Source organism: Pseudomonas arcuscaelestis, from assembly GCF_016881005.1.
GTDB classification, from domain to species: domain Bacteria; phylum Pseudomonadota; class Gammaproteobacteria; order Pseudomonadales; family Pseudomonadaceae; genus Aquipseudomonas; species Aquipseudomonas arcuscaelestis.
In genome coordinates this window covers 410,933-432,470 of the sequence record NZ_JACOPV010000002.1, presented here as the reverse complement: position 1 = coordinate 432,470, position 21,538 = coordinate 410,933, and the positions used below count along the sequence as shown (strand labels likewise).

General features: G+C 58.1%; 18 protein-coding genes. 14 read left to right on the top strand and 4 right to left on the bottom strand.

The features are described 5' to 3' along the window. Positions 1 to 28 precede the first annotated feature (28 nt). Both H8F21_RS04205 and H8F21_RS04200 read left to right on the top strand, forming a co-directional pair. Entirely contained in the window at positions 29 to 1,174 is a 1,146-nt protein-coding gene (locus H8F21_RS04205) for an alpha/beta hydrolase (protein ID WP_236042868.1), read from the top strand. Between the two features lie 45 nt (positions 1,175 to 1,219). Beyond that, positions 1,220 to 2,482 carry an MFS transporter gene (locus H8F21_RS04200; RefSeq protein ID WP_413243028.1) on the top strand — a complete coding sequence of 421 codons (1,263 nt, stop codon included), beginning with the start codon at positions 1,220 to 1,222 and terminating at the stop codon, positions 2,480 to 2,482. Here the strand turns inward: H8F21_RS04200 and H8F21_RS04195 are convergent. Continuing rightward, the gene (locus H8F21_RS04195; RefSeq protein ID WP_203482267.1) at positions 2,479 to 3,414 is read right to left on the bottom strand and encodes a DMT family transporter; all 936 of its coding nucleotides are present in this window, start codon (positions 3,412 to 3,414) and stop codon (positions 2,479 to 2,481) included. The genes H8F21_RS04200 and H8F21_RS04195 overlap by 4 nt on opposite strands. Positions 3,415 to 3,583: 169 nt before the next feature. Here H8F21_RS04195 and H8F21_RS04190 point away from each other — a divergent pair, with 169 nt between their 5' ends. The 3 genes from H8F21_RS04190 (at position 3,584) to H8F21_RS04180 (ending at position 6,237) form a co-directional block, all read left to right on the top strand. Further along, positions 3,584 to 4,477, top strand: coding sequence for a LysR substrate-binding domain-containing protein (locus tag H8F21_RS04190; protein WP_203482265.1), 894 nt, complete (start codon positions 3,584 to 3,586; stop codon positions 4,475 to 4,477). A 99-nt stretch (positions 4,478 to 4,576) separates the two neighbouring features. After that, complete coding sequence (locus tag H8F21_RS04185) at positions 4,577 to 5,281, top strand: SDR family oxidoreductase (RefSeq protein ID WP_203482263.1); 705 nt, start codon at positions 4,577 to 4,579, stop codon at positions 5,279 to 5,281. Between the two features lie 161 nt (positions 5,282 to 5,442). Then, the gene (locus tag H8F21_RS04180; protein WP_203482261.1) at positions 5,443 to 6,237 is read left to right on the top strand and encodes a lytic transglycosylase domain-containing protein; all 795 of its coding nucleotides are present in this window, start codon (positions 5,443 to 5,445) and stop codon (positions 6,235 to 6,237) included. Positions 6,238 to 6,252: 15 nt separating this feature from the next. Here H8F21_RS04180 and H8F21_RS04175 read toward each other — a convergent pair whose 3' ends face one another. Next, positions 6,253 to 6,888, bottom strand: a complete 636-nt coding sequence (locus tag H8F21_RS04175) for an NAD(P)H-dependent oxidoreductase (protein WP_203482259.1) — start codon at positions 6,886 to 6,888, stop codon at positions 6,253 to 6,255. Between the two features lie 93 nt (positions 6,889 to 6,981). Between H8F21_RS04175 and H8F21_RS04170 the strand changes: the two genes are divergently transcribed. Then, the gene (locus H8F21_RS04170; RefSeq protein WP_203482257.1) at positions 6,982 to 7,605 is read left to right on the top strand and encodes a TetR/AcrR family transcriptional regulator; all 624 of its coding nucleotides are present in this window, start codon (positions 6,982 to 6,984) and stop codon (positions 7,603 to 7,605) included. Positions 7,606 to 7,697: 92 nt separating this feature from the next. Here H8F21_RS04170 and H8F21_RS04165 read toward each other — a convergent pair whose 3' ends face one another. Further along, positions 7,698 to 8,612 carry a LysR family transcriptional regulator gene (locus H8F21_RS04165; RefSeq protein ID WP_236042867.1) on the bottom strand — a complete coding sequence of 305 codons (915 nt, stop codon included), beginning with the start codon at positions 8,610 to 8,612 and terminating at the stop codon, positions 7,698 to 7,700. 198 nt (positions 8,613 to 8,810) lie between these two features. On the opposite strand from H8F21_RS04165, the gene H8F21_RS04160 reads away from it, so the two are divergent. From H8F21_RS04160 to pgm, 6 genes are all read left to right on the top strand, one after another. Continuing rightward, entirely contained in the window at positions 8,811 to 9,833 is a 1,023-nt protein-coding gene (locus H8F21_RS04160; protein WP_203482255.1) for a zinc-dependent alcohol dehydrogenase family protein, read from the top strand. Positions 9,834 to 10,291: 458 nt separating this feature from the next. Continuing rightward, complete coding sequence (locus tag H8F21_RS04155; protein WP_203482254.1) at positions 10,292 to 11,821, top strand: hypothetical protein; 1,530 nt, start codon at positions 10,292 to 10,294, stop codon at positions 11,819 to 11,821. Next, positions 11,821 to 13,224, top strand: coding sequence for an aminotransferase-like domain-containing protein (locus H8F21_RS04150; RefSeq protein ID WP_203584072.1), 1,404 nt, complete (start codon positions 11,821 to 11,823; stop codon positions 13,222 to 13,224). The genes H8F21_RS04155 and H8F21_RS04150 overlap by 1 nt, the downstream gene beginning before the upstream one ends. Positions 13,225 to 13,445: 221 nt before the next feature. Next, entirely contained in the window at positions 13,446 to 15,098 is a 1,653-nt protein-coding gene (locus tag H8F21_RS04145) for a VRR-NUC domain-containing protein (protein ID WP_203482304.1), read from the top strand. Next, positions 15,095 to 17,356: an ATP-dependent DNA helicase gene (locus H8F21_RS04140; protein WP_203482250.1), complete on the top strand. Its 2,262-nt coding sequence runs from the start codon at positions 15,095 to 15,097 to the stop codon at positions 17,354 to 17,356. The genes H8F21_RS04145 and H8F21_RS04140 overlap by 4 nt, the downstream gene beginning before the upstream one ends. A gap of 93 nt (positions 17,357 to 17,449) precedes the next feature. Continuing rightward, on the top strand, positions 17,450 to 19,087 hold the full coding sequence (gene pgm, locus H8F21_RS04135) for a phosphoglucomutase (alpha-D-glucose-1,6-bisphosphate-dependent) (protein ID WP_203482248.1): 1,638 nt from the start codon (positions 17,450 to 17,452) through the stop codon (positions 19,085 to 19,087). 88 nt (positions 19,088 to 19,175) lie between these two features. On the opposite strand, the gene H8F21_RS04130 is transcribed toward pgm, so the two are convergent. Then, complete coding sequence (locus tag H8F21_RS04130) at positions 19,176 to 19,463, bottom strand: hypothetical protein (RefSeq protein WP_203482246.1); 288 nt, start codon at positions 19,461 to 19,463, stop codon at positions 19,176 to 19,178. A gap of 196 nt (positions 19,464 to 19,659) precedes the next feature. Here H8F21_RS04130 and H8F21_RS04125 point away from each other — a divergent pair, with 196 nt between their 5' ends. Both H8F21_RS04125 and ku read left to right on the top strand, forming a co-directional pair. Beyond that, positions 19,660 to 20,568, top strand: coding sequence for an SDR family oxidoreductase (locus tag H8F21_RS04125; protein ID WP_203482244.1), 909 nt, complete (start codon positions 19,660 to 19,662; stop codon positions 20,566 to 20,568). Positions 20,569 to 20,646: 78 nt separating this feature from the next. Further along, a complete protein-coding gene (gene ku / locus H8F21_RS04120; protein ID WP_203482242.1) occupies positions 20,647 to 21,507 on the top strand; it encodes a non-homologous end joining protein Ku in 861 nt (286 codons plus the stop codon). Positions 21,508 to 21,538: the final 31 nt, after the last annotated feature.

Here is a 21,538-nt window from a genome sequence, read left to right as displayed (position 1 = left end):
TCTGCCACCTATCTGCAACGGAGTACCGATGATGAGCGAGACACCTGTAACTCTGCCTGTACCTACGGAAGCCTCGGTCTGTGCGGGGCTTGACCGACGCGAGTTCTTAAAGGTTACCGGCGTCGGTATTGCGGCTCTGGGCGTCATTTCGGCCGCGGGCGGGTCAGCCTTCGCAGCTGAAGTGAAAAACGCTGTAGGCGCGCCGAAAGATGCCGACAATTTCTATAAAAGCGACAAGGTCACTGTGAGCAAGGTGACCTTCAAGAACTCATACAATCTTCAGATCGTGGGTAATCTTGTTACCCCCTTAAGTCTGGCCCGAAACGCTAACGTGGCTGCAATTATCGTCGGTCATCCCATGGGCGCTGTTAAAGAGCAAAGCTCCATGCTCTATGCGCAAAAGCTGGCAGAGCAAGGCTTCATCACGCTAGCGATTGACTTGCCTTTCTGGGGTGAGAGTGAGGGCCAGCCTCGTAACCAGGTGGCCCCCGAAATATATGCCGATGCATTCAGTGCCGCTGTTGACTACTTGGGCTCGCAGGACTTTATCGACCGCAACCGTATAGGCGTGCTGGGTATCTGTGGCAGCGGTGGCTTTGCCATCAGTGCGGCCAAGATGGATCCGCGTCTAAAAGCCGTGGCCACCGTCAGCCTTTATGACATGGGCGCCGTCACCCGTAATGGCCTGGGGCACTCGGTGACTATCGCGCAGCGCCAGGCCATGCTCGCAAAAGCCGCCGAGCAACGCCACGACGAGTTCCCTGGCGGGCAACTGCAATTTCTGAACTATCTGCCGTTGCAGCTTGCTAAAGACGCAGACCCGGTAACGCGTGAGTTCTGGGACTTCTACCGCACGCCTCGTGGCATTCATATCCCTCCTGGCAGAACACTGGAACTGACGCAAAACCGCGCGTTGAGCAGTGAAGTCAGGTTCGTGAATTTCTATCCATTTAACGATATTGAGACGATTTCCCCGCGTCCCCTGCTGTTCATCGCGGGCACTCAGGCGCACTCCAGAGAATTCAGCGAGGACGCCTATCAGCGCGCCGCCGAACCCAAGGAGCTGGCCTGGGTTTCAGGCGCGGGTCATGTGGATCTGTACGACCGCGTGAACTTGATTCCCTGGGCCAAACTCACCGCCTTTTTTAACCGGCACCTGGCGGTGTTTAGTTAAAAGGCCAGTGCTCCAGTCAACAACGATAGGAATAGAGGTTTATTTATGACGGCTCAAGTGCACGATGTCTCGGATGTCTCGGATGTCTCGGATGTCTCGGATGTCTCGGATGTCCTCGGTACGCTGGAGGCTGGGGAGATGCCGGCTTACTGGAGTAGCATCTTTGCGATGTCACTGTGTGTATTCGCGCTGATCGCCTCGGAATTCATGCCGGTCAGCTTGCTCACGCCGATTGCGTCGGATCTGCACGTCAGTGAAGGGCTGGCCGGGTACGGGATCGCCATCTCCGGCAGCTTCGCGGTGCTGACAAGCCTGGCGATTTCCAGACTTGCGGGCTCAATGGATCGCAAGTTGCTGCTGCTGATGCTTACCGGGATTATGTGCGTATCCGGCCTGGTGGTCGGTGTGGCGCCAAACTATACGGTGTACATGATTGGGCGGGCGTTGATCGGCGTGGTGATCGGCGGATTCTGGTCGATGTCGGCGGCAATGGCCGTTCGCCTGGTACCGCCGCACAGCGTGCCCAAGGCGTTGGCGATCTTCAACGGCGGCAACGCTTTGGCAACCGTAGTGGCCGCACCACTGGGGAGTTATCTGGGGAGTGTCATCGGTTGGCGGGGCGCGTTTTTTTGCCTGATCCCGGTAGCGATCATTGCCTTGATCTGGCAGTGGGTCAGCTTGCCAGCCATGCCCGCTGCGCCGCGTAAAGCGGGCGCTGGCAATGTCTTTCGATTGCTCAAGAGCCCATTGATCGGTTTCGGCATGTTGAGTGTGGGCATTTTCTTCATGGGGCAGTTTGTCTTGTTCACTTTTCTGCGCCCGTTCCTGGAAACCGTCACGGGTGTAGATGTGTCCATGTTGTCGATGATTCTGCTGGTCATCGGTGTGGCGGGTTTTGTCGGGACCATCCTGATCGGCACTGTGCTGAAAACCGGCATGTACCGCGTCCTGATTGGTATTCCTCTGCTGATGGCCGCCCTTGCACTTTCCTTGATCGTCCTTGGCGGCGAAGTTGTGGCGGCTTTTGTGCTGCTGGGGTTGTGGGGCCTGATCGCGACGGCGGCACCGGTGGGCTGGTGGTCATGGTTGGCCAAGTCGGTGCCAAGGGATGCTGAAGCCGGTGGTGGCCTGATGGTGGCAGTCATTCAACTGTCCATAGCGTTGGGATCTACTCTCGGTGGATTGCTGTTCGACGGGAGCGGCTATCGCATCACATTTCTTGCAAGCGCCATTTTGCTGACACTCGCCGCAGTAATGGCCTTTTTTACGTCCCGAAACCAGATGGGCAGGCTGGAGGCTGCGACCTAACCGCCACGCGATCTCAATACATCGACAACACCAGCGCTGCCGACGTCGCGAGATTTGTGGATTTGGGCGTGAAGTTGCACCAGCGCTACGCCGGCCAAGATAAGCCCCGCCGCAATCCAGGAGCCCGTCGTTATGGGCTCACCAATCGCTGCGCCAATCAGCAGCGCCACAACGGGTGGGATATAGGTCACGGCTGAGGCGGTCAATGCGCCAAATGCCTCGACAATGTAGTAATAGGCAAGGTAGGCAGCGCCGGTGCCCAGCAGTCCTAAACCGACCACCAGGCCAACCCCGGCACGCGGGTTCAAGAAGACCACTTCGATGCCATCAAGAGGCGTAACGAGCAACAGCAGGAAAAGCGCAACGCCAATCTGGTAGGTGGTGAGGGCTGCAGCGGGTAGGCCCAGCGGGCTCAAGAACCGTTTCGCGTAGACGAAAGAGCCACCCACGCTCAACGCACCGAAAATCATGTAGCAAATGCCAGCCGGACTAATCACCCCTTGTGAGGACCACGGCCTGGCCACGATTAGAATGCCAGCAAAGCCTAGCGCGATGCCCAGTGTCTTCACTGTATTGATCTGCTCGCTGCGCAGAAACAACCAGGCGCACAGGAAAGTGAACAGGGGTATCGCACCCCCCAACATCCCGGCAATGCCCGTATCGAGTAATGCGGTGCCTTTGGCGAAAGCAAAGTAGTACACAGCGGTTGCCAGCAGTGACATCGCTAGAAAATGGTGAGCATGCCGCCAGTGACTGCGCTTCAGGGCTCCGGTGCTGACGGCATAAGCCAGCACGGGCAAGAAGCCGAACAACACCCGCAACAAGGTGATTTGCAATGGCGAAATAAGCTGCGCAGCCCATTTGACGAAGATGAAATTACTGCCCCACACCACGCCGAGGAAGATGAAGGCAGCGACAGCGGTCTTTTTCATGAGAGAACCCGTTAGTGGATATCGGTTTTCTACTGGCACGGGTTTTTTTAATTATTCTCAGAGGGTAGCCTCGGCACAGTGACTCTTTTGAGCCCGGTCAGGTTAACAACCTTGCCCAGGCGTGAGAGAGGCATGAAAATTTTCATAACCCGATAGAAATTCCATTGCCATGTCAGACGGTTTTCCTCAATTGCCATCGCTTAACGCGCTGCGTGTTTTTGAAGTAGTGGCTCGCCATTTGAACTTCCGCCTAGCGGCCGAGGAGCTGGGCGTTACCCAGGCAGCGGTTGCTCAGCAGATACGCGGGCTGGAGGCGAGTCTGGATCTGCGTTTGTTTGAACGTATGCCCCGGGGCCTTGCGTTGACCGACGCGGGCCTGGGCTACAGCGGCAACATTCGCAGTGCGTTGGCCATGATCAATGAGGCAACACGCCTGCTCAGGCCCCAGGCGGCTCACCTGACGGTTAGCGTGACACCTACCTTTGCTTCTAAATGGCTCATTCCCAGGCTTGGCAGTTTTGCACTGAGTTATCCGGATATCGACTTGCGCGTGCTGGCTACCGATCGTCTTTCCCACTTCAGCACCGATGGCGTAGATATTGCCGTGCGCTATGGCAATTCAGCATTCGGGGCGGGCCTCAATAGCGAGTTGCTGATGGAGCAGCGCATCGTTGCGGTAGCCAGCCCAACGTTGTTTGAAGGCGTCGCAGCCACCGTCAGCTTTGAGCAGCTTCAAGATTTCATCATGCTTCATGATGCCCATAACTTCTGGCCGCAGTTCCTTGCAGAACTATTCCCGCAACATGCACAGCCAACGGCCAAAAACCTGCGATTCAACCAGACCTCGTTAGCCATTGAAGCGGCCATTAGTGGGCAGGGCATCGCGTTGGCCAGTGCGGCCTTCGTCCACGATGACATCGTCGCCGGCAGGCTTGTGCAGGTGTTTGCCCAGCAACTCACCGTCGAGAAGTCGTTTTATCTGGTCCGGCCACGGAAGATTCAGCAGCCCGAATCATTAAGTATTGTGAAGGATTGGCTCAAGATCCAAGCTGGCGATAGTTAATCTACTGAAAGCGTAAAGTTTCGCTGTCTCCCTCCTGGTGAAGGCTGCTGCTAAGGTTAAGGCACTTAAGCAATCAGCATTTCAATATCTGGAGGCAGTATGTCAGTAGAAAAAGTTGCGATCATCACGGCCGGCGGCAGCGGTATGGGCGCGGCAGCAGCACGACGTTTGGCCGCCGATGGTTTCAAGGTCGGCATTCTGTCTTCTTCGGGCAAGGGTGAGGCGTTGGCTGCCGAACTCGGCGGCATTGGTGTAACCGGCAGCAACCAGTCAATTGCAGACCTGCAACGCCTTGTCGATGCTGTGGTGGATAAGTGGGGCCGTATCGATGTGCTGGTCAACAGCGCCGGCCATGGCCCGCGCGCACCGATTCTGGAAATCAGCGACGAAGACTGGCACAAAGGCATGGACACGTATCTGCTCAATGTCATTCGTCCAACGCGCCTGGTGACCCCCTACATGCAACGTCAGAAGGGCGGAGTGATCATCAACATTTCCACCGCCTGGGCGTTCGAACCCAGTGAGCTGTTCCCGACGTCCGCTGTATTGCGCGCAGGCTTGGCCGCGTTCAGCAAAATTTTCGCCGATACCTTCGCTGGGGATAATGTACGTATCAATAATGTGCTCCCTGGATGGATCGATAGCCTGCCGGGCACTGAGCAACGTCGCGACAGCGTGCCGCTCAAGCGCTATGGCACCAGCGAGGAAATCGCGGCCACCATTGCGTTTCTCGCCAGTGACGGCGCTGCCTACATCACTGGGCAGAACATCAAGGTCGATGGCGGCGTGACCCGCAGCGTTTGATCCGCCGTGGCCGCAGCACGTCCCGCAGCCAAGTTACAAGGCCGGTTACAAGGGGTATAACTACCAGAACATAAGGTGGGCCAGCCGGCATGGGCCATCCCAAGATAGCCCCCGGGCGTGGTGCCCAGGGCTGAGCACCACCTGTGGTGTGGAGCGATGTGATGAGTTGCAGGGCATGGCGATGGGTTCGCAGGAGCGTTGTGGGCTGCATCCAGCTGACATTGGTGGTTGCTCCACTCTGCGCCAGCGCCATGTTCAAGTGCCAAACCACGGACGGCGCCATCCACTACACCCGCCAAGCCATTGCCAGCGCTCATTGTACCCAGGTCAATGACGCTGCCGGCACCAAGGTCCCAGTCTTGCCACGCCAGGTGCGGGCCGACGACTCCGGTGCGGTGCGGGTCAGGGTGTTCACCTTCATCCACAGGGGCGTTCGACAATATGTGAGCCGGCGCCCTGTCGGGATCTCCGCACGGGTCGATGTTCTTGAGCTTTATTACATCAAGGACTGCTATCTGTGCATGGCGCCGAAGGACTTCAAGGTGGCTTCACTGCGCCTGGACACCCAATCCTATCGGCGGGAAATCGAAGCTGCTGCGGGTCAGTATGGGGTCGACACGGCGCTGGTCCGCGCAGTGATACACGCCGAGTCAGCGTTTCGTCCCAACGCCATTTCAGTCGCCGGTGCCCAGGGACTGATGCAATTGATGCCCGCCACCGCCGCGCGCTTCGCTGTGGGCGATCCGTTCGATGCACAACAGAATATTCATGGCGGCGTGCGCTACTTGGCCTGGCTGCTCAAGCGCTTCAACGGCAACCAAATGCTGGCGTTGGCGGGTTACAACGCAGGCGAGGCGTCCGTGGTCGAGTACAACGGGATACCGCCCTATGCCGAGACGCAATCCTACGTCACCCTCGTGCAGTCCTTGGCCGAACGCTATCGCCAGCGGCGCTAGCCGCATAAGGCGGGTTCAGGCGATGGAGCACAAGTCGGTCTCCTCATTACCGCATTGCTGCGGCACAGCGGAAAGATCGCGCCCAAGCGCCCGGGCAGTGTCCATATGACGGCTAGGGTCCTGGGTTTCTGAGTCGAGCAGGAGTTGGGACGTTACAACGTGTGCGCCGCAATAATCGAATATACCGTGGTCAATTTGCGTCTTCATGGCGTCGGCATAGCGGTGTCGCTCATAGGTTTTGCCATCGGCGCCGCCGACACCGACAAGATGAACCTGCAAGTGGCCAAGCTTCTTCACAAGCTTTGCATCCAGACTGAAATCGAATGCCCAGCCATTGGCAAACACGCGATCGATCCATCCTTTGAGGAGCGCAGGCATTGTCCACCAGTACACCGGGTAAACCAACACCAGGGTATCGGCTCGATCGATCCGAGCTTGTTCGGCGGCAACATCTGCAGGCGCAGGGGCTTCCCTGTGATGCACCGCTAGATCATCTGTGGTGAACCTCGGATCGAACCCTTGCGCCGAGAGATCCACGATTTCGAAAGAATTGCTTGGATCTGCCAGGCATAAGCCCTGGGCGATTTGCCCTGCGAGGCTATGGGTGAGGGAGCGGGGGTCAGGATGGGCGACAACGATGAGTGCGTGCATATTGAAAGCTCCTGCTGCGGATTGAACGCGCAAAGGCGAATCTTATATACTCTTGGTAAGTTACGATCAGTAAGTTACCTTTGGTATATAGCCATGTCAAGCATCGACAAAAGCGAGCAAGATCCGCGTCCACGGCGACGCATGTCCAGAGAGGAACGGCAGCGCCAATTGCTCGACGTCGCCTGGCGGATCATCCGCGAGGACGGCACCGAAGCTTTGACGCTTGGACGCCTTGCCGAGCAAGCGGGGGTGACGAAGCCGGTGGTGTATGACCACTTCAGCACGCGGCCCGGCTTATTGGCGGCGCTGTATCAAGACTTCGATGCACGACAGACTGCCCTGATGGACGCCGCGCTTCGGACCAGCGCGCGCACCTTGCAGAGCACGGCGGCGGTTATTGCATCGTCTTATGTGGACTGTGTGCTTCTCCAGGGAAACGAAATTCCCGGCGTCATCGCGGCGTTGGCCAGTTCCCCTGAACTGGAAAAGATCAAGCGCGAATACGAAGCTATCTTCATGAACAAGTGCCTGATGGCGCTCTCCCCATTCACAAGAGGGGCTACTGTTTCCCCGGCCAGCCTACGGGCGATGCTCGGCGCGGCCGAGGCGCTGTCCCATGCGGCAGCTATCGGAGAAATCACAGCCAGGCAGGCGCAGGACGAATTGTTCGAGACGATTATCGCAATGGTCGAGCGCAGTGCGCGGGGCGGCACATAGTGCCCAGAAGGGGCGGTGTTACTGATTAACAAAGGCTTTACTGGAGCGGGTGAAGGAAACCATTTTCGGATAAACAGCCTTTGCGAGGTTTCCTAAAGACTCTCAGGATCGCCAAAAAACATCTGAATCCTCGACCGCAACCAGCGCTCACCTGGATCATTATCCTGAGACCCACGCCACGCCATGTGCAGCTCAAAGCTCTGCACCTCAAGTGGCGGATCCTCCGCTCTTAGCCCACCCGCTGCAGTCAGCGCTTCGGCGGTGTAGTCGGGCACGGTGGCGAGGATGTCGGTGCCCGACAGCAGGCTGCCCAGGCCATTGAATTGGGGCACGGCCAGCACGACATGGCGCTTGCGGCCGAGTTTTTCCAGGATTTCGTCCATGAAGCCACCCAGGTCGCCCGCGAACGACACCAAGGCGTGGGGGCGGGCGCAGAAGTCGTCCAGGCTCAGGCTGCCAGGCATGCTGTCGGCGCGCAGTACTTTGGGTTTGCTACGGCGCAGTACTTTGCGCTTGGCGTTGGCAGGCAGGTCGTTGGTCCAGCTCACGCCCACCGAAATTTCACCGCTGGCAAGCAAGGCCGGCATCAGCAGGTAATTAACCCGGCGTACCACCAGAACGATGCCCGGGGCTTCGGCACGTATGCGCTTGAGTAGCTGCGGCAGCAGGGCGAACTCGGCGTCGTCCGACAGGCCGATGCGAAACACAGTGGTGCTGGTGGCTGGGTCGAAGTCGGCCGCGCGGCTGACGGCGGTAGAGATCGAGTCCAGGGCGGGCGAAAGCAGGGCGAAAATTTCTACCGCGCGCGCCGATGGCTCCATGCTGCGGCCGGTGCGCACGAACAATGGGTCGTCGAACAGGCTGCGCAAGCGTGACAATGCTGCACTGATCGCCGGCTGGCCGAGAAACAGTTTTTCGGCTGCGCGGGTTACGCTGCGTTCATGCATCAGCGTCTCGAAGACGATCAGCAGGTTCAGGTCGACGCGACGCAAGTCGTTACGGTTCATCGGCTCGGCTTCACTGGACGGTTGGGGCAGGGGTGAATCTTAAGGGTAAAGGCTGCTACCCTGCACCGCATAATTTGCCCAAAGCGGCATATCCTTAATCAATGACAAGCATGTCGACTATTAATGGCCACAGATGGTCTAACCGTGAAAGCCCGGATAGAGTTCAGGGTATTAGAGGTTCACTAGGCGAGGTTTGCGATGTCCCGCATGATCCGTTTCCACAAGTTCGGCCCGGCCGAGGTGCTCAAGATCGAAGAGCAGGTCGCGGCGCAGCCAGCTGCCGGCGAGGTGCAGATCCGCGTTGAAGCGATCGGTATCAGTTGGTACGACGTGCTCTGGCGGCAGAACCTGGCACCATCCCAGGCACGCTTGCCCGCAGGTATCGGGCATGAGATGGCGGGTGTGGTTGTGGCCGTGGGTGAGGGCGTCGATGACCTGGAAGTGGGCGACAAGGTCGCCAGTTTTCCGGCCTGCAGTGCCAACGAGCATCCGGTGTACGGCGAGGTCATCGTGCTGCCACGCACGGCGTTGACCCGCTACCCAGAGATACTTTCGCCCATTGAGGCCAGTGTCCACTACACGCCGTTGCTGATGGCCTATTTTGCCTACGTCGATCTGGCCCGTGCCAAGGCCGGGCAAACCGCGTTGGTTACAGATGCCAGCCATTGCGCCGGTCCTGCCTTTGTGCAACTGGGCAAGGCACTGGGGCTCAAGGTATTTGCCGCCACCAAGGACGCGGATCAACGCGACAACCTGGTCAAGCTGGGTGCCGACAAGGTGATCGTCACCGAAGAACAAGACCTGCTCATGCAGATCAACAAGTACACCGACAACCGCGGCGTCGACATGGTTCTCGATGGCCTGGGTGGCCCGCAAATGTCGTTGCTGGGTGATGTGCTGGCGCCGCGTGGCAGCTTGGTGCTCTACGGTTTGCAGGGTGGCAACCAGACGCCTTTCCCGGCCTGCGCCGCGTTTCAGAAGAACATCCAGTTCTTTGTGCATTGCATCGGCAATTTCACTGGCAAGCCGGAGCTTGGCATTACTCAGGACCAGGTGGCGTTGCACCGGGCCCTGCGGGACATCAACCAGTTCACCGCTGACAAGCTGCTGACGCCGCAGATCATCAAGGTTTACCCTTTCGAACGAGTTGTCGAGGCCCATCGCTACATGGACGAATGCCCATGTGGTGGACGCCTGGTGTTGGAGATAGCTGAAGCCTGAGGCCTTGCTTGAGGTTTTTATCAGTAAAAAGCCCGAGCATTGCTTGGGTTTTTTTTGGAATGTTATTCTGTATTTCGCCTTGGTCGACAACTACGCTGACGACTTAGTTGAGTCGAACCGTTGTAGTCTTGCTGGGGCCATATTCAATGGCTTGTCACAGGGTTGCTATCAAATCGCTGTTCGGTGCTGAACGGTTTTTTTTGCTTATTCTGTATCTTTTATTCATTGGCCAACACCCGATAATGAGCTGTACTTATTACACTCAGGGAGTGAGTCGATATGAATGAGAATTCCATGATTCAGGCTGCTTTTCAGGTGGCGGCGGGGGCTGCTGCCTGGGTTGGTTGGCGCGTGTTTAAATTGCTATAAGTGCTTGTAGGAACTTGTGGGAAGTTTCCTAGGAAGTTGCATGGCTTTTTGTTTCTGCTGCTGGGGTTGTGTGCAGAGGCGTAATTTGGATGGCCGGAATTGATATTCAGGTGGGCGTAATGGGCAGTATTCACGATCAAGCCATGCAGTATATATATCAGCAAGTATTGCAGCGTGTGCTTGAGCATTTGTCGCAAGCGCAAAAGGCTTCGCTACAGTTATTGATTCAACGATTGATTGTGGCAGCTGGCGGCCTGGAACGGATCAAGGGATTGCGCTTGATGTTCGTGTTTGATGCCAGCCTGCGCTGCGCTCAAGCCTTGGCCTGTGTGCGCGCTGCGCAGTTGAGCATTGCTGCTCGCGCCCCTCATACCTTTCACCTGCGTATTGCCACGGCGTGGCAAGCAGGGATGAGTACCACCACGCAAGCGAATATCGATAACACCTTCTCAAGATTGTTCATGCACGACGATCCGCGCATCGAGTTATTGGTGCTCGATGCCGACGAACTGCTGCCCTACGATATCCGTCGCGCTCCATCTGAAGCGCAACAGCTGGCGGAGCGACAGGAGTGGCTGTTGTGTGGGCACCTTGGCGGCGGTTCGCCGCGGATGGCGAACTTCGCCAGCCACGGTTATTTGCACCTGGCTGAGCTGGCCCGCCAGGCGATTACCTGGCAGGGGCGAGTGGATGCTGTGATCAATGCGGACTCACTGGCCGATCGCAAGCGTTATCTGGCCTGGAGTAGACGTTCGCTGCGTTACGCCGACTTGCTCGGTGTACGGCCTATTCATAGCTGCGCTGCGGCGCTGCTCGAAGGAATGAGTGAGCTGCGCAGGCGCTACGTGGACTTACTGCAAGGGCGGGAGCAAGCATACCTGCCGACGCCTGCCAACCCCGACCTTGGCGAGCAACCGGCACTGCGGTTTATCACAATTCACGATCTGGTGGCTGACCATGAATCGCTCCATGCCGAACGGCTGAGCCGCTTTCTGGGCTTCAACTACGACCAGCAGGCGGACCCCTGTGGCCACAGCGGAATTGCCAACCCTATGCTTCTGGCACATCTACAAGGGTTGAAAGCCGAGTTTGTCGACAATACTCACTACTGCCATGGCATCGAACTGTATCTGCAGCAAACCCGTGAGCAAATGCAGCGCAGCAATATTTTTGCCGCCGTCGAAACGTGCATCTTCGACTATTGGCAGTCCGGTGAGCTGGAGCAACGGCGTGCCGAGGCTAATGATTTTGCCTTGCAGGCCTATGGTCTGAGCGAAGCTCAGTTGGTTTGCCAGTTATTCAGTCCTTTCGTGGGGCGCGGCGCGCAGCTTGAGACATTCCTGTGCCGCTGCCATCCCGGCATGCTGGTGGCCATGCCTTACTTGCACAAGGCATTGCAGGGACAGTCGGCTCCAGAACCCGTAGTGCAGTGGTTGGTTGACACCGGTGGTTTGCCAATGCCGATACTACAGAAGTTGTATGGCCGTGATGCGTTGGCTGGCGCCTCGGAACAATGCCTGTTGACCCGCTTGCGCGTGCGCGGTGCCGACCTGCGACATCTCAATTATCGTGCTGCCAATAGCGTGCTGGGCAAGGGCGAGCAGGCTGGCAGTTGCTGATGAAGGACAAAACAAATAACAACAGGTTTGCCTATCAGGCGGTGCATCGCTACCTGATTGAACTGATTACCCAACTGGCTCCAGGGACCTGCAACAAGTTGCCCTCGTTGCGAGATCTGGCACGCCGATTGGATGTTTCAATCTCGACCATCCAGCATGCCTACTCGATGCTTGAACATGAAGGGCGTGTGCAGTCGGTGCCCAAATCCGGTTACTTCGCCAGAGGCAGCGAGATCATCCTGCAAGCACACGATGGCGAAGATCTGTTGCAAGACTTGCAGGCGCACGCCAGTAGTTCGCAGATGCTGGTGTTCAATGGCGCGCAGTCACTGTCTTCACTCGAGGCCAATCTGCTGGGTATCGAGCGCCAGTTGCTTCGCCAGCATCCCAAGTTCACGGGGCTTGTGCACAGCAATGGCGATCTGGAGCTGCGAACTGCACTGGCGGCGCACTACACCCAGTCGGTGCAACTGTATTGGAGTGCCGACGATGTCTATTTGTCGTCGGACCTGTACTCGCTGTTCGAAACTTTGCTGGCAGCATTGGAACTGCAGGGTTGTACGATTCTGGTGACATCCCCCTGTTCCTGGCGATTGCTGCGTATTTTGCAAGCGTGCGGGCTACGGGTAATCGAAATGCCGCTGAACAGTGATGGCAGCTTGAACCTTGAGCATTTCGCCTACCTGCTTCAGCGTGAGCCGGTGCGTATTGTCATGCTGGCCTCACGCTTGAACAGCCCGCATGGTAGCCTGGTGTCTCCCGCGCAGTACCAGGCCATTAGTGAACTGCTAGACCAATACGGTGTGTGGCTGCTGGAAAACGACCTGGATGCCGAGTACTGCTTCGCCGCACATCCTCAGGTTTGCTTGCGAGAAATGGTCGATCCGCAGCGCCTGCTGGTGTTCTCCTCGCTGGAGCGCACTGTGGGGGCCGAAGCGCCTTTCGCCTATCTGTTGTCGCGCCATTGCCCACAGCAACTCCAGCGCCAGTTCCTGGCCAGGGGCTTTCACTTGCCGCCGTTGCGCCAACAAGCAGTAGCACGGCTGTATGGCAAGGGGCGCATCGATATTCATTTGCAAAAGGTACGCCTTCATCTGTTCGAGCGAGTTACCCATCTTTATCAGCAAATGCAGATTTACCTGGGCGCGCACATGCACTTCAAGATGCCTGCCGGCGGCACAACAATCTGGGCGCACACGCGGGCACTGGTGGACATGCGGGAGCTATTCCAGCGCCTGCTCAAGCAGGGCCTGGTAATCGCCCCGGGTGAGTTGTTCAGCTTGCAGGGTGACTACCGTCAGCACCTGCGCCTGGGCTGTCCGTCCAGACAGCCACAAGACTTGCAGGTCGGGTTGAAAGTGTTGCGCGAGGAACTGCAGCGGGCTCAAAAGGCCAAGAAGTAGCCCACGTTCAATTGGTCACCCTCGCTTCGATTGCGCGCCTTGGAATCGCTGTGATAGTGGATGAGCGCGGCTTGGGTCTGCACCCTGTGAGAATAGGGTTGTTGTTATCCACGCAACCGCCGATCGACTCTACTTGCCGATCAGTGGCGCTTCAGCAGGTTGCCAAAGGTGATGGTCTGTATGTATAACCAGTGTCATTGATGCCTGCCAGTAGCCTTGCCGTGATTGCTCATTCTGTCGATGACCCGTTTTACTACCTGTACAACTTCCAGCAAGTGCTGCACTGGATCGGTCTGCGCTACGCCGATTTGCTGAACGAAACCGAGCAAACCTTCATTGGCCAGTTCGCCGAGCAGCCGCGTCCCTCCCAGGCGTTGCTGGTGCGCATGGTAATGCGCAAGGGTGAACTGTTTCGTCCAAGTAAGCTCGCCTACGCAGAAATCGGTGAACCCTTGCCGGCACTGCAACCTTTGCTGGAACACGGCTGGGTTACCGATGACAGCCCTTTGAGTCTCGAGCAGCTGTTTCAAGTGTTGCGCAAGGATGAAATCGCCAGCGGATTTTGCGCCCACCTGCCTCGTCCGCGGGCGGCCAAGACTGAGCTTTTTGCCCAATTGCAGGCGCTTGAGCTTACGCCGCGACCTTTGCACGACTGGTTGCCAGACTTTGCCGAACCCATCCTTACGTTGCAGTTGCAAGCGCTGTGCGACCGTTTTCGCCTGTTGTTCTTCGGCAATCTCTATCAGGATTGGTCGGAGTTCGTTCTCGCGGACTTGGGGTTGATGCGTTATGAACAGGTGGCGTTCAGTGAGCAATCAAGGGCGTTGAGGCACCGCGGGGATGTTGACCTGGCCCTGGCCTTGCACCGCTGCGCCGAGATGCTGGAACAGGGCTTTACGGCGCAGCAAGTGCTGACTCAACTAGAGACCTTGCAGAGCGACAATCCATGGCTGCTACGGCGACGTTCCCGGCTGCTGTACCAGTTGGGCCAGTACAGCGAACGCCTGGGCGACTGGAACCTGGCTTTGCAGATCTACCCGCGCAGCCAGCACCTCCAGGCGCGAATTCGCCGTATCCGAGTATTTGAACGCTGTGAGCAATGGTCAGAGGCGCATGTGTTGGCCATGCAAGTTGCCGCGCAACCGGCAGGCCCAATCGAGGTTCAAGCGCTGGCGCGGATTCTGCCGCGATTGCAGCGCAAACTCGGTGGTCCGCCGCAGCCGCGACGAGCAAAGCCCTCAACCGCTTTGATCGAGCTGCAATTACCGGTCGAGCAGGCATTGTTGGGCGTCGAGCGGGCAGTGCAAGTGCACCTGGAGCAGGAGGGTGGCCAGGTGCATTACGTCGAAAACACGCTGTTCAACAGCCTGTTCGGCCTGCTGTGTTGGGAAGCCATTTTTGCGCCGCTGCCCGGCGCCTTCTTTCACCCGTTCCAGAGTGCACCGCAGGACTTGCACGACCCTGAATTTCAGGTGCGTCGCATGGCTTTGTTCAGCGATTGCCTGGAGCAACTGGACGATGGCCGCTACCGGCAGACCATCCGCCGGAACTTTATTGCCAAGCAGGGTTTGCAATCGCCTTTTGTGTTTTGGCAGGGACTTGACCAGGTCTTGCTCGATCAGGCGCTGGCTTGCCTGCCGGCACTGCATTTGAAGCGCTGTTTCGAACGTTTGCTGGAGGATATTCAGGCCAATCGTGCCGGCATGCCCGACCTGATCCAGTTCTGGCCCGAGCAGCAGCGCTACCGCATGATCGAAGTAAAGGGGCCGGGTGATCGCCTTCAGGACAACCAACTGCGCTGGATCGATTTCTGCACTGAACATGGCTTGCCCATCGAGGTATGCCATGTGCGCTGGATTGCGCAGACACCATGAGTTATCGCGTGGCGGTAAGGGCGCTGTGTGAGTTCAGCGCCAAGGTTGGCGACCTCGACCTGCGCTTCACCCCTTCACCCACCGCGCAGGAGGGGATCAGCGGCCATCAACGCGTCGTGGCGCGACGCGGGCCGGACTATGAGGCTGAGGTCAGTCTGCAAGGGCAGTTCGGTGCGTTGCAGGTGCGTGGCCGGGCAGATGGTTATGATCCGCAGCTCAACCGTCTGGAGGAGATAAAAACCTACCGCGGTGAGCTGGCGCGCCAGCCGGACAACCATCGTCAGTTGCATTGGGCCCAGGCAAAGATCTATGCCTGGTTGCTCTGTCAGCAACGTCAGCTTGGCGAAATCAATGTGGCCCTGGTGTACCTGAATGTCGACAGCGACAGCCAGACGCTGATCGAACAGCATTGCACAGCCCCTGAACTTGAACAGTTCTTCAATGCCCAGTGCGAGTTGTTTTTGCAATGGGCCGAGCAACAACTGCAGCGTCTGGCGTTGCGTGATACTGGCCTGCACAACCTGGGGTTTCCCCATGGTCAATTCCGTCGAGGCCAGCGTGAACTCGCTGAAACCGTCTACAAGGCAGTCAGTACCGGACGCTGCCTGATGGCGCAGGCGACCACCGGCATCGGCAAGACCCTTGGCACCTTGTTCCCGTTGCTCAAGGCCATGGTCCCGCAGCAGTTGGATAAAATCTTCTTCCTGACCGCCAAAACCCCCGGCCGCGCGCTCGCTCTGGAAGCCTTGCATCAGGTCCATGACAGCGCGCCTGGTATTGCCCTGCGCAGCCTGGAACTGGTGGCTCGCGACAAGGCGTGCGAATACCCCGGCACTGCATGCCACGGTGAGGCCTGCCCGCTGGCCAAGGGTTTCTACGACCGCTTGCCGGCTGCTCGACAGGCTGCCCTGGCGCTGTCCATTCTCGACAAGGCTGCACTGCGCGAAGTCGCCTTGGCGCATCAGGTCTGCCCCTATTACCTGGGACAGGAAATGGCACGATGGGTTGACGTGGTGGTGGCCGACTACAACTACTACTTCGACCAAAGCGCCTTGCTGCACGGCCTTGCCCAGGTCAATCAGTGGCGCGTGGCGTTGCTGGTGGATGAAGCGCACAACCTGGTGGAGCGTGCGCGGCAGATGTACAGCGCCAGCTTCGACCAGTGGCAATTGCAGGCCTTGCGTAAAAGCAAACCCGCCGGCATGGGCAGCGCCCTGGATCGTCTCAATCGTCAATGGAACGCCTTGCACAATACACAGCTGATGCCGTATCGGGTGGTCGATGAACTACCAGAGGCGTTCCTCAAGGTGCTGCAGCATTGTGTCGGTTTGATTCAGGAGCAACTGAATCAGCAACCCACTGGGGTCGATCCGGCGCTGTTGCAGTTTCTCTTCGATGCCTTGCAGTTCATCCGCATCAGCGAGCTGTACGACGGCCATTTCATTTTTGATATCAGTAAGCGCCAAGGGCCGGGCAAGCGCAGCCTTTCGACCTTGTGCCTGCGCAATGTGGTCCCCGCGGCACAGATAGGCCCGCGTATGGCCAGCGCTCGCAGTGCAACGTTGTTTTCCGCAACCCTGAGCCCCAGACATTACTACACCGACTTGCTCGGTATGCCGGTAGACACCGCCTGGCTGGACGTAGCGTCGCCCTTTGCCGCCGAGCAATTGCGCGTGCAGGTGGTAAGCAATGTTTCTACCCGCTATCAGCATCGCGCCGCCTCGATTGCGCCGATCGTCGAGCTGATTGCGGCGCAATATGCCTTGGAACCCGGCAATTACCTGGCATTTTTCAGCAGTTTCGAATACCTGCAACAGGTAGCCGCGCTGCTCGCTGCCGAGCATCCGCAGATTGTCCAGTGGCGTCAGGCACCGGGCATGGATGAAAGCCAGCGCCAGGGTTTCCTGCAACGTTTCCAGGCCCAAGGGCGCGGGGTCGGCTTTGCCGTGCTCGGCGGAGCCTTCGGTGAGGGGGTGGACTTGCCGGGTACGCGGTTGATCGGGGCGTTTGTCGCCACCCTTGGATTGCCCCAGGTGAATCCAGTCAATGAGCAAATCAAACAGCGTATGGCTCGATTGTTCGACGCAGGCTTCGACTACACCTACCTGTATCCCGGCGTACAGAAAGTCATTCAAGCGGCGGGTCGGGTGATCCGCGGTACTGACGATAAGGGCATGGTCATGCTCATCGATGACCGCTTCGCCGAACCCCGTGTGCAAGGCATGTTTCCGACCTGGTGGGCGCCGCAACATAAATAATCATGGGGTAGGGGAGCATTGCCATCGCGTGCTTGTCAAAGTGCCAGTAAACTCTGCATTTTTGACCCCCGAACATCTTTCTTGAGGTTTTGCATGAAGCTCAGTCCTTTGGCAGGCAAACCGGCTCCAGCGTCCGTGCTGGTAGATATCCCGCGCCTGTTGACCGCCTACTATACCGGCCAGCCCGATGCCAGCATCGCTACTCAGCGCGTTGCATTCGGCACCTCCGGGCACCGGGGCAGCTCGTTGGACCTGAGCTTCAACGAACACCATGTGTTGGCCATCAGCCAGGCTATTTGCCTGTACCGTCAGGCCAAGGGTATCGATGGCCCATTGTTCGTAGGCGCCGATACGCATGCGCTGTCGACCCCGGCAACGGCCAGTGCCTTGCAGGTGCTGGCAGCCAATGGGGTTGAAGTCATGTTGTCCAAGGATGACGAGTACACGCCGACCCCGGCAGTGTCCCACGCCATCATCTGCTACAACCGTGGGCGCAGCAGTGGCCTTGCCGATGGCATCGTCATCACGCCTTCGCACAACCCGCCACAAAGCGGTGGTTTCAAATACAACCCACCCAACGGTGGCCCGGCCGACAGCGACGTGACCAAATGGATTGAATCCAAGGCCAATGAGTTGCTCGCCGCCGGCCTCAAAGACATTAAGTGCATCGACCACGAACAGGCGCTGCAGGCGAGCACCACACATCGTCACGATTACGTCAGCAGCTATGTCGCCGACTTGGAAAACGTGATCGATTTCGACGTTATCCGCAACGCCAACCTGCGACTGGGCGTCGATCCGCTGGGCGGTGCTGGTGTGCGCTACTGGTCGGCGATTGCCGAGCACTACAAGCTGAATCTGGAAGTGGTCAACACCGAAGTCGACCCAACCTTCCGCTTCATGTGCGTGGATTGGGATGGTCAGATCCGCATGGACCCTTCCTCACCTCACGCCATGCAAGGCCTGATCGGCCTGCGTGAGCGCTTTGATGTCGCGTTTGCCTGCGACCCGGACCATGACCGCCACGGCATCGTGACGCCGAACGGCCTATTGGCGCCGAACAATTACCTGGCGGTGGCCATCGACTACCTGTATCAGCATCGTCCGCAGTGGCGCCCGGATGCTGCAGTCGGCAAAACCGTGGTGAGCAGCGGCCTTATCGACCGCGTTACTGCGCGCCTGGGCCGTCGCTTGTACGAAGTGCCAGTAGGGTTCAAGTTCTTTGCCGACGGCCTGTTCGACGGCAGCCTGGGCTTTGGCGGTGAAGAAAGTGCGGGTGCCTCGTTCCTGCGCAAAGATGGCAGCGTCTGGACCACCGATAAGGACGGCCTGATCCCGGCGCTGCTGGCCGCGGAAATCACTGCACGTACCGGGCGCGATCCGAGCCAGGCGTATGCTGAATTGACCGCTGAACTGGGTGAGCCCTTCGCCACCCGCGTTGAAGCCAAGGCCAACCCACAGCAGAAGGCGCTGCTGAGCAAACTGGCACCGGAGCAGGTGAAGTCGACAGTGCTTGCCGGTGAGCCAATCGAGCAGATTCTCAGCCATGCGCCAGGCAACAATCAGGCTATTGGTGGCTTGAAGGTAATGACCGCCAATGGCTGGTTTGCGGCGCGCCCATCGGGTACTGAAGACATCTACAAGATCTATGCAGAAAGCTTCATCGACGAAGCGCATCTGCAGCGCCTGGTAGCCGAAGCCCAGGAGCTGGTAGACGCTGCCATCGCTTGATATCTGCTTCATTCGACTGGCGGGGCGGGTAGATCAAAATCAAAAGTAGGCTGAACTCCCGCTCTAGAAGGCTTGCCGCGGGTAATAACTACTGCAGTTCAAGTTGCAGTTGCAGGCCTCCATCATCGCACTGTCGATGGTAGTGGACGATCCCGCGATACGTGCGCCCCTCCCAGATAAACGCAACACTGTGCGAGCGTTCGAGCTTGGCTGGGACCGGGGCGCGCACCTGCATTTGCAAGCCGGGTTGGCCATTGAGGTTCAGTGGCGCCAGTTGCACTTCGCACTCCGCGCTATGGGCGATCGGGCCGAACAGCGTGTCCTGGACGAAATCGATCTGCAGGCAGGTCTGACACGCCCGGCTTACGTTTCTCATACCGAAGCTCTCCGTGTATCCAAAACAATGTGGGGGGATTAGTTTTTCGAGGGGAAAGCGCCAGTAGAGTTCAGCTTTTTTACACCCACGACCACTGGTCGGACATCGCCGAAGATTTAGCAAACCTTGGCGCTGGAGTTACTTCCAAAGATAAGCAGCGCCACGCTGGCGCTGAATGCGATTTGGGAGTTAAACAATGGCCAGCGACAAGTCCCGCAATCAGTACCAGATGCAGAATCCGCTTACCCAGTACCCGCAACCGCCGTTTCCGGCGCAGTCGCAAGCAGCGCCGGGCCTGGATCAGCACATGAAGCCCAAGCCCGACCATGGTGAGCAAAGCTATCAGGGCTTCGGTCGACTCAAGGGGCGCAAGGCTTTGATCACTGGCGCCGACTCCGGTATCGGCCGCGCGGTAGCAATCGCGTTTGCCCGCGAAGGCGCCGATATCGTTCTCAACTACTTACCGGTCGAACAACCAGATGCCCGCGAGGTGATTGCGCTCATCGAGGCCGAGGGCCGTCACGCGATTGCCCTGCCCGGTGATTTGAAAGACGAGGCATTTTGCCGTGAACTGGTCGATCAGGCCCATGAACAGCTTGGCGGATTGGATATTCTGGTCAACGTCGCTGGCAAACAGGTCGCGCGCAAGGAGGTAGGGCAGATCAGCAGCGAGCAATTTGACGCGACCATGAAGACCAACGTCTATGCGCTGTTCTGGCTTTGCCAGGCGGCAGTGCCGCTGATGCCGGCGGGGGCGACCATTATCATTACCGCCTCGATCCAGTCCTACGATCCTTCGGCGACCTTGCTCGACTACGCCACCACCAAAGCGGCCATCGTCGCCTTTACCAAGGCGCTGGCCAAGCAGGTTATCGAGCGCGGAATTCGCGTTAACGCCGTAGCACCAGGACCGATCTGGACCGTGCTGCAGCCCAGTGGTGGCCAACCGGACGAGAAAATCCCCAAGTTTGGTGGCCATACGCCGATGAAGCGTCCTGGGCAACCGGCGGAATGCGCACCGCTTTATGTGCTGTTGGCGTGCCAGGAGTCGAGCTACATCACCGGTGAAATATTCGGGGTCACAGGGGGCAATCCGCTGCCCTGATCGTCGGCGCAGAAAAACCTTCACGCAGCGTCGTAGTCAGACAGACAAGCACTATTCAATTGCCGGAGGGAGAACATCATGGCCAGAGCTATCTGGAAAGGCGCGATCAGTTTTGGTCTGGTGCATATCCCGGTGTCATTGAGCACGGCGATCAGTAGCGACCGGGTCGATTTCGACTGGCTCGACGAGCGCAGTATGGACCCGGTTGGCTATAAGCGGGTGAACAAGGTGACAGGCAAGGAAATTTCCCGCGAGCATATCGTCAAGGGCGTGGAGTACGAGAAAGGGCGCTACGTGGTGATCAGTGAAGACGAAATCCGTAAGGCGCGCCCGGAGGCTACCCAGACCATTGATATCTTCTCGTTTGTCGACAGTGCCGAGATTCCCTTGCAGCAGTTCGATACACCTTACTACCTGAGCCCGGATCGGCGCGGTGGCAAGGTGTATGCATTGTTGCGCGAAACCTTGCAGAGTACGGGCAAAGTCGCTTTGGCCAAGGTCGTGCTGCACACCCAGCAGCATCTGGCGCTGTTGCGCCCGCTCGAAGATGCACTGGTCATGATCACGCTGCGTTGGCCGCAGGAAGTGCGCAGCCTGGACAGCCTGGAGTTGGACGCCAGCGTACGTGACTCAAGCCTCGACAAACGCGAGTTACAAATGGCTAAACGCTTGGTCGAGGACATGAGCGGTACCTGGAGCCCGGACGAATACCGCAACGACTTCAAGGAAACCATCATGGCCCTGGTCGAAGAGAAAGCCAATCAGGGCAAGATCGCCACGGTGGCCCCATTGGAAGGCGAAGGCGAGCAGAAAAGCGCAGATATCATCGATCTTACCGAACTGCTCAAACGCAGCCTGGGCGGGCGCAAGGCTCCGGCAAAAAAAGCCCCCGCAAGTAAGAAGACTTCACCCCCAAGCAAACCACGGAAAAAAGCCTGATCAGTTGGCCCACGCCGTCTCATGCCGAGGC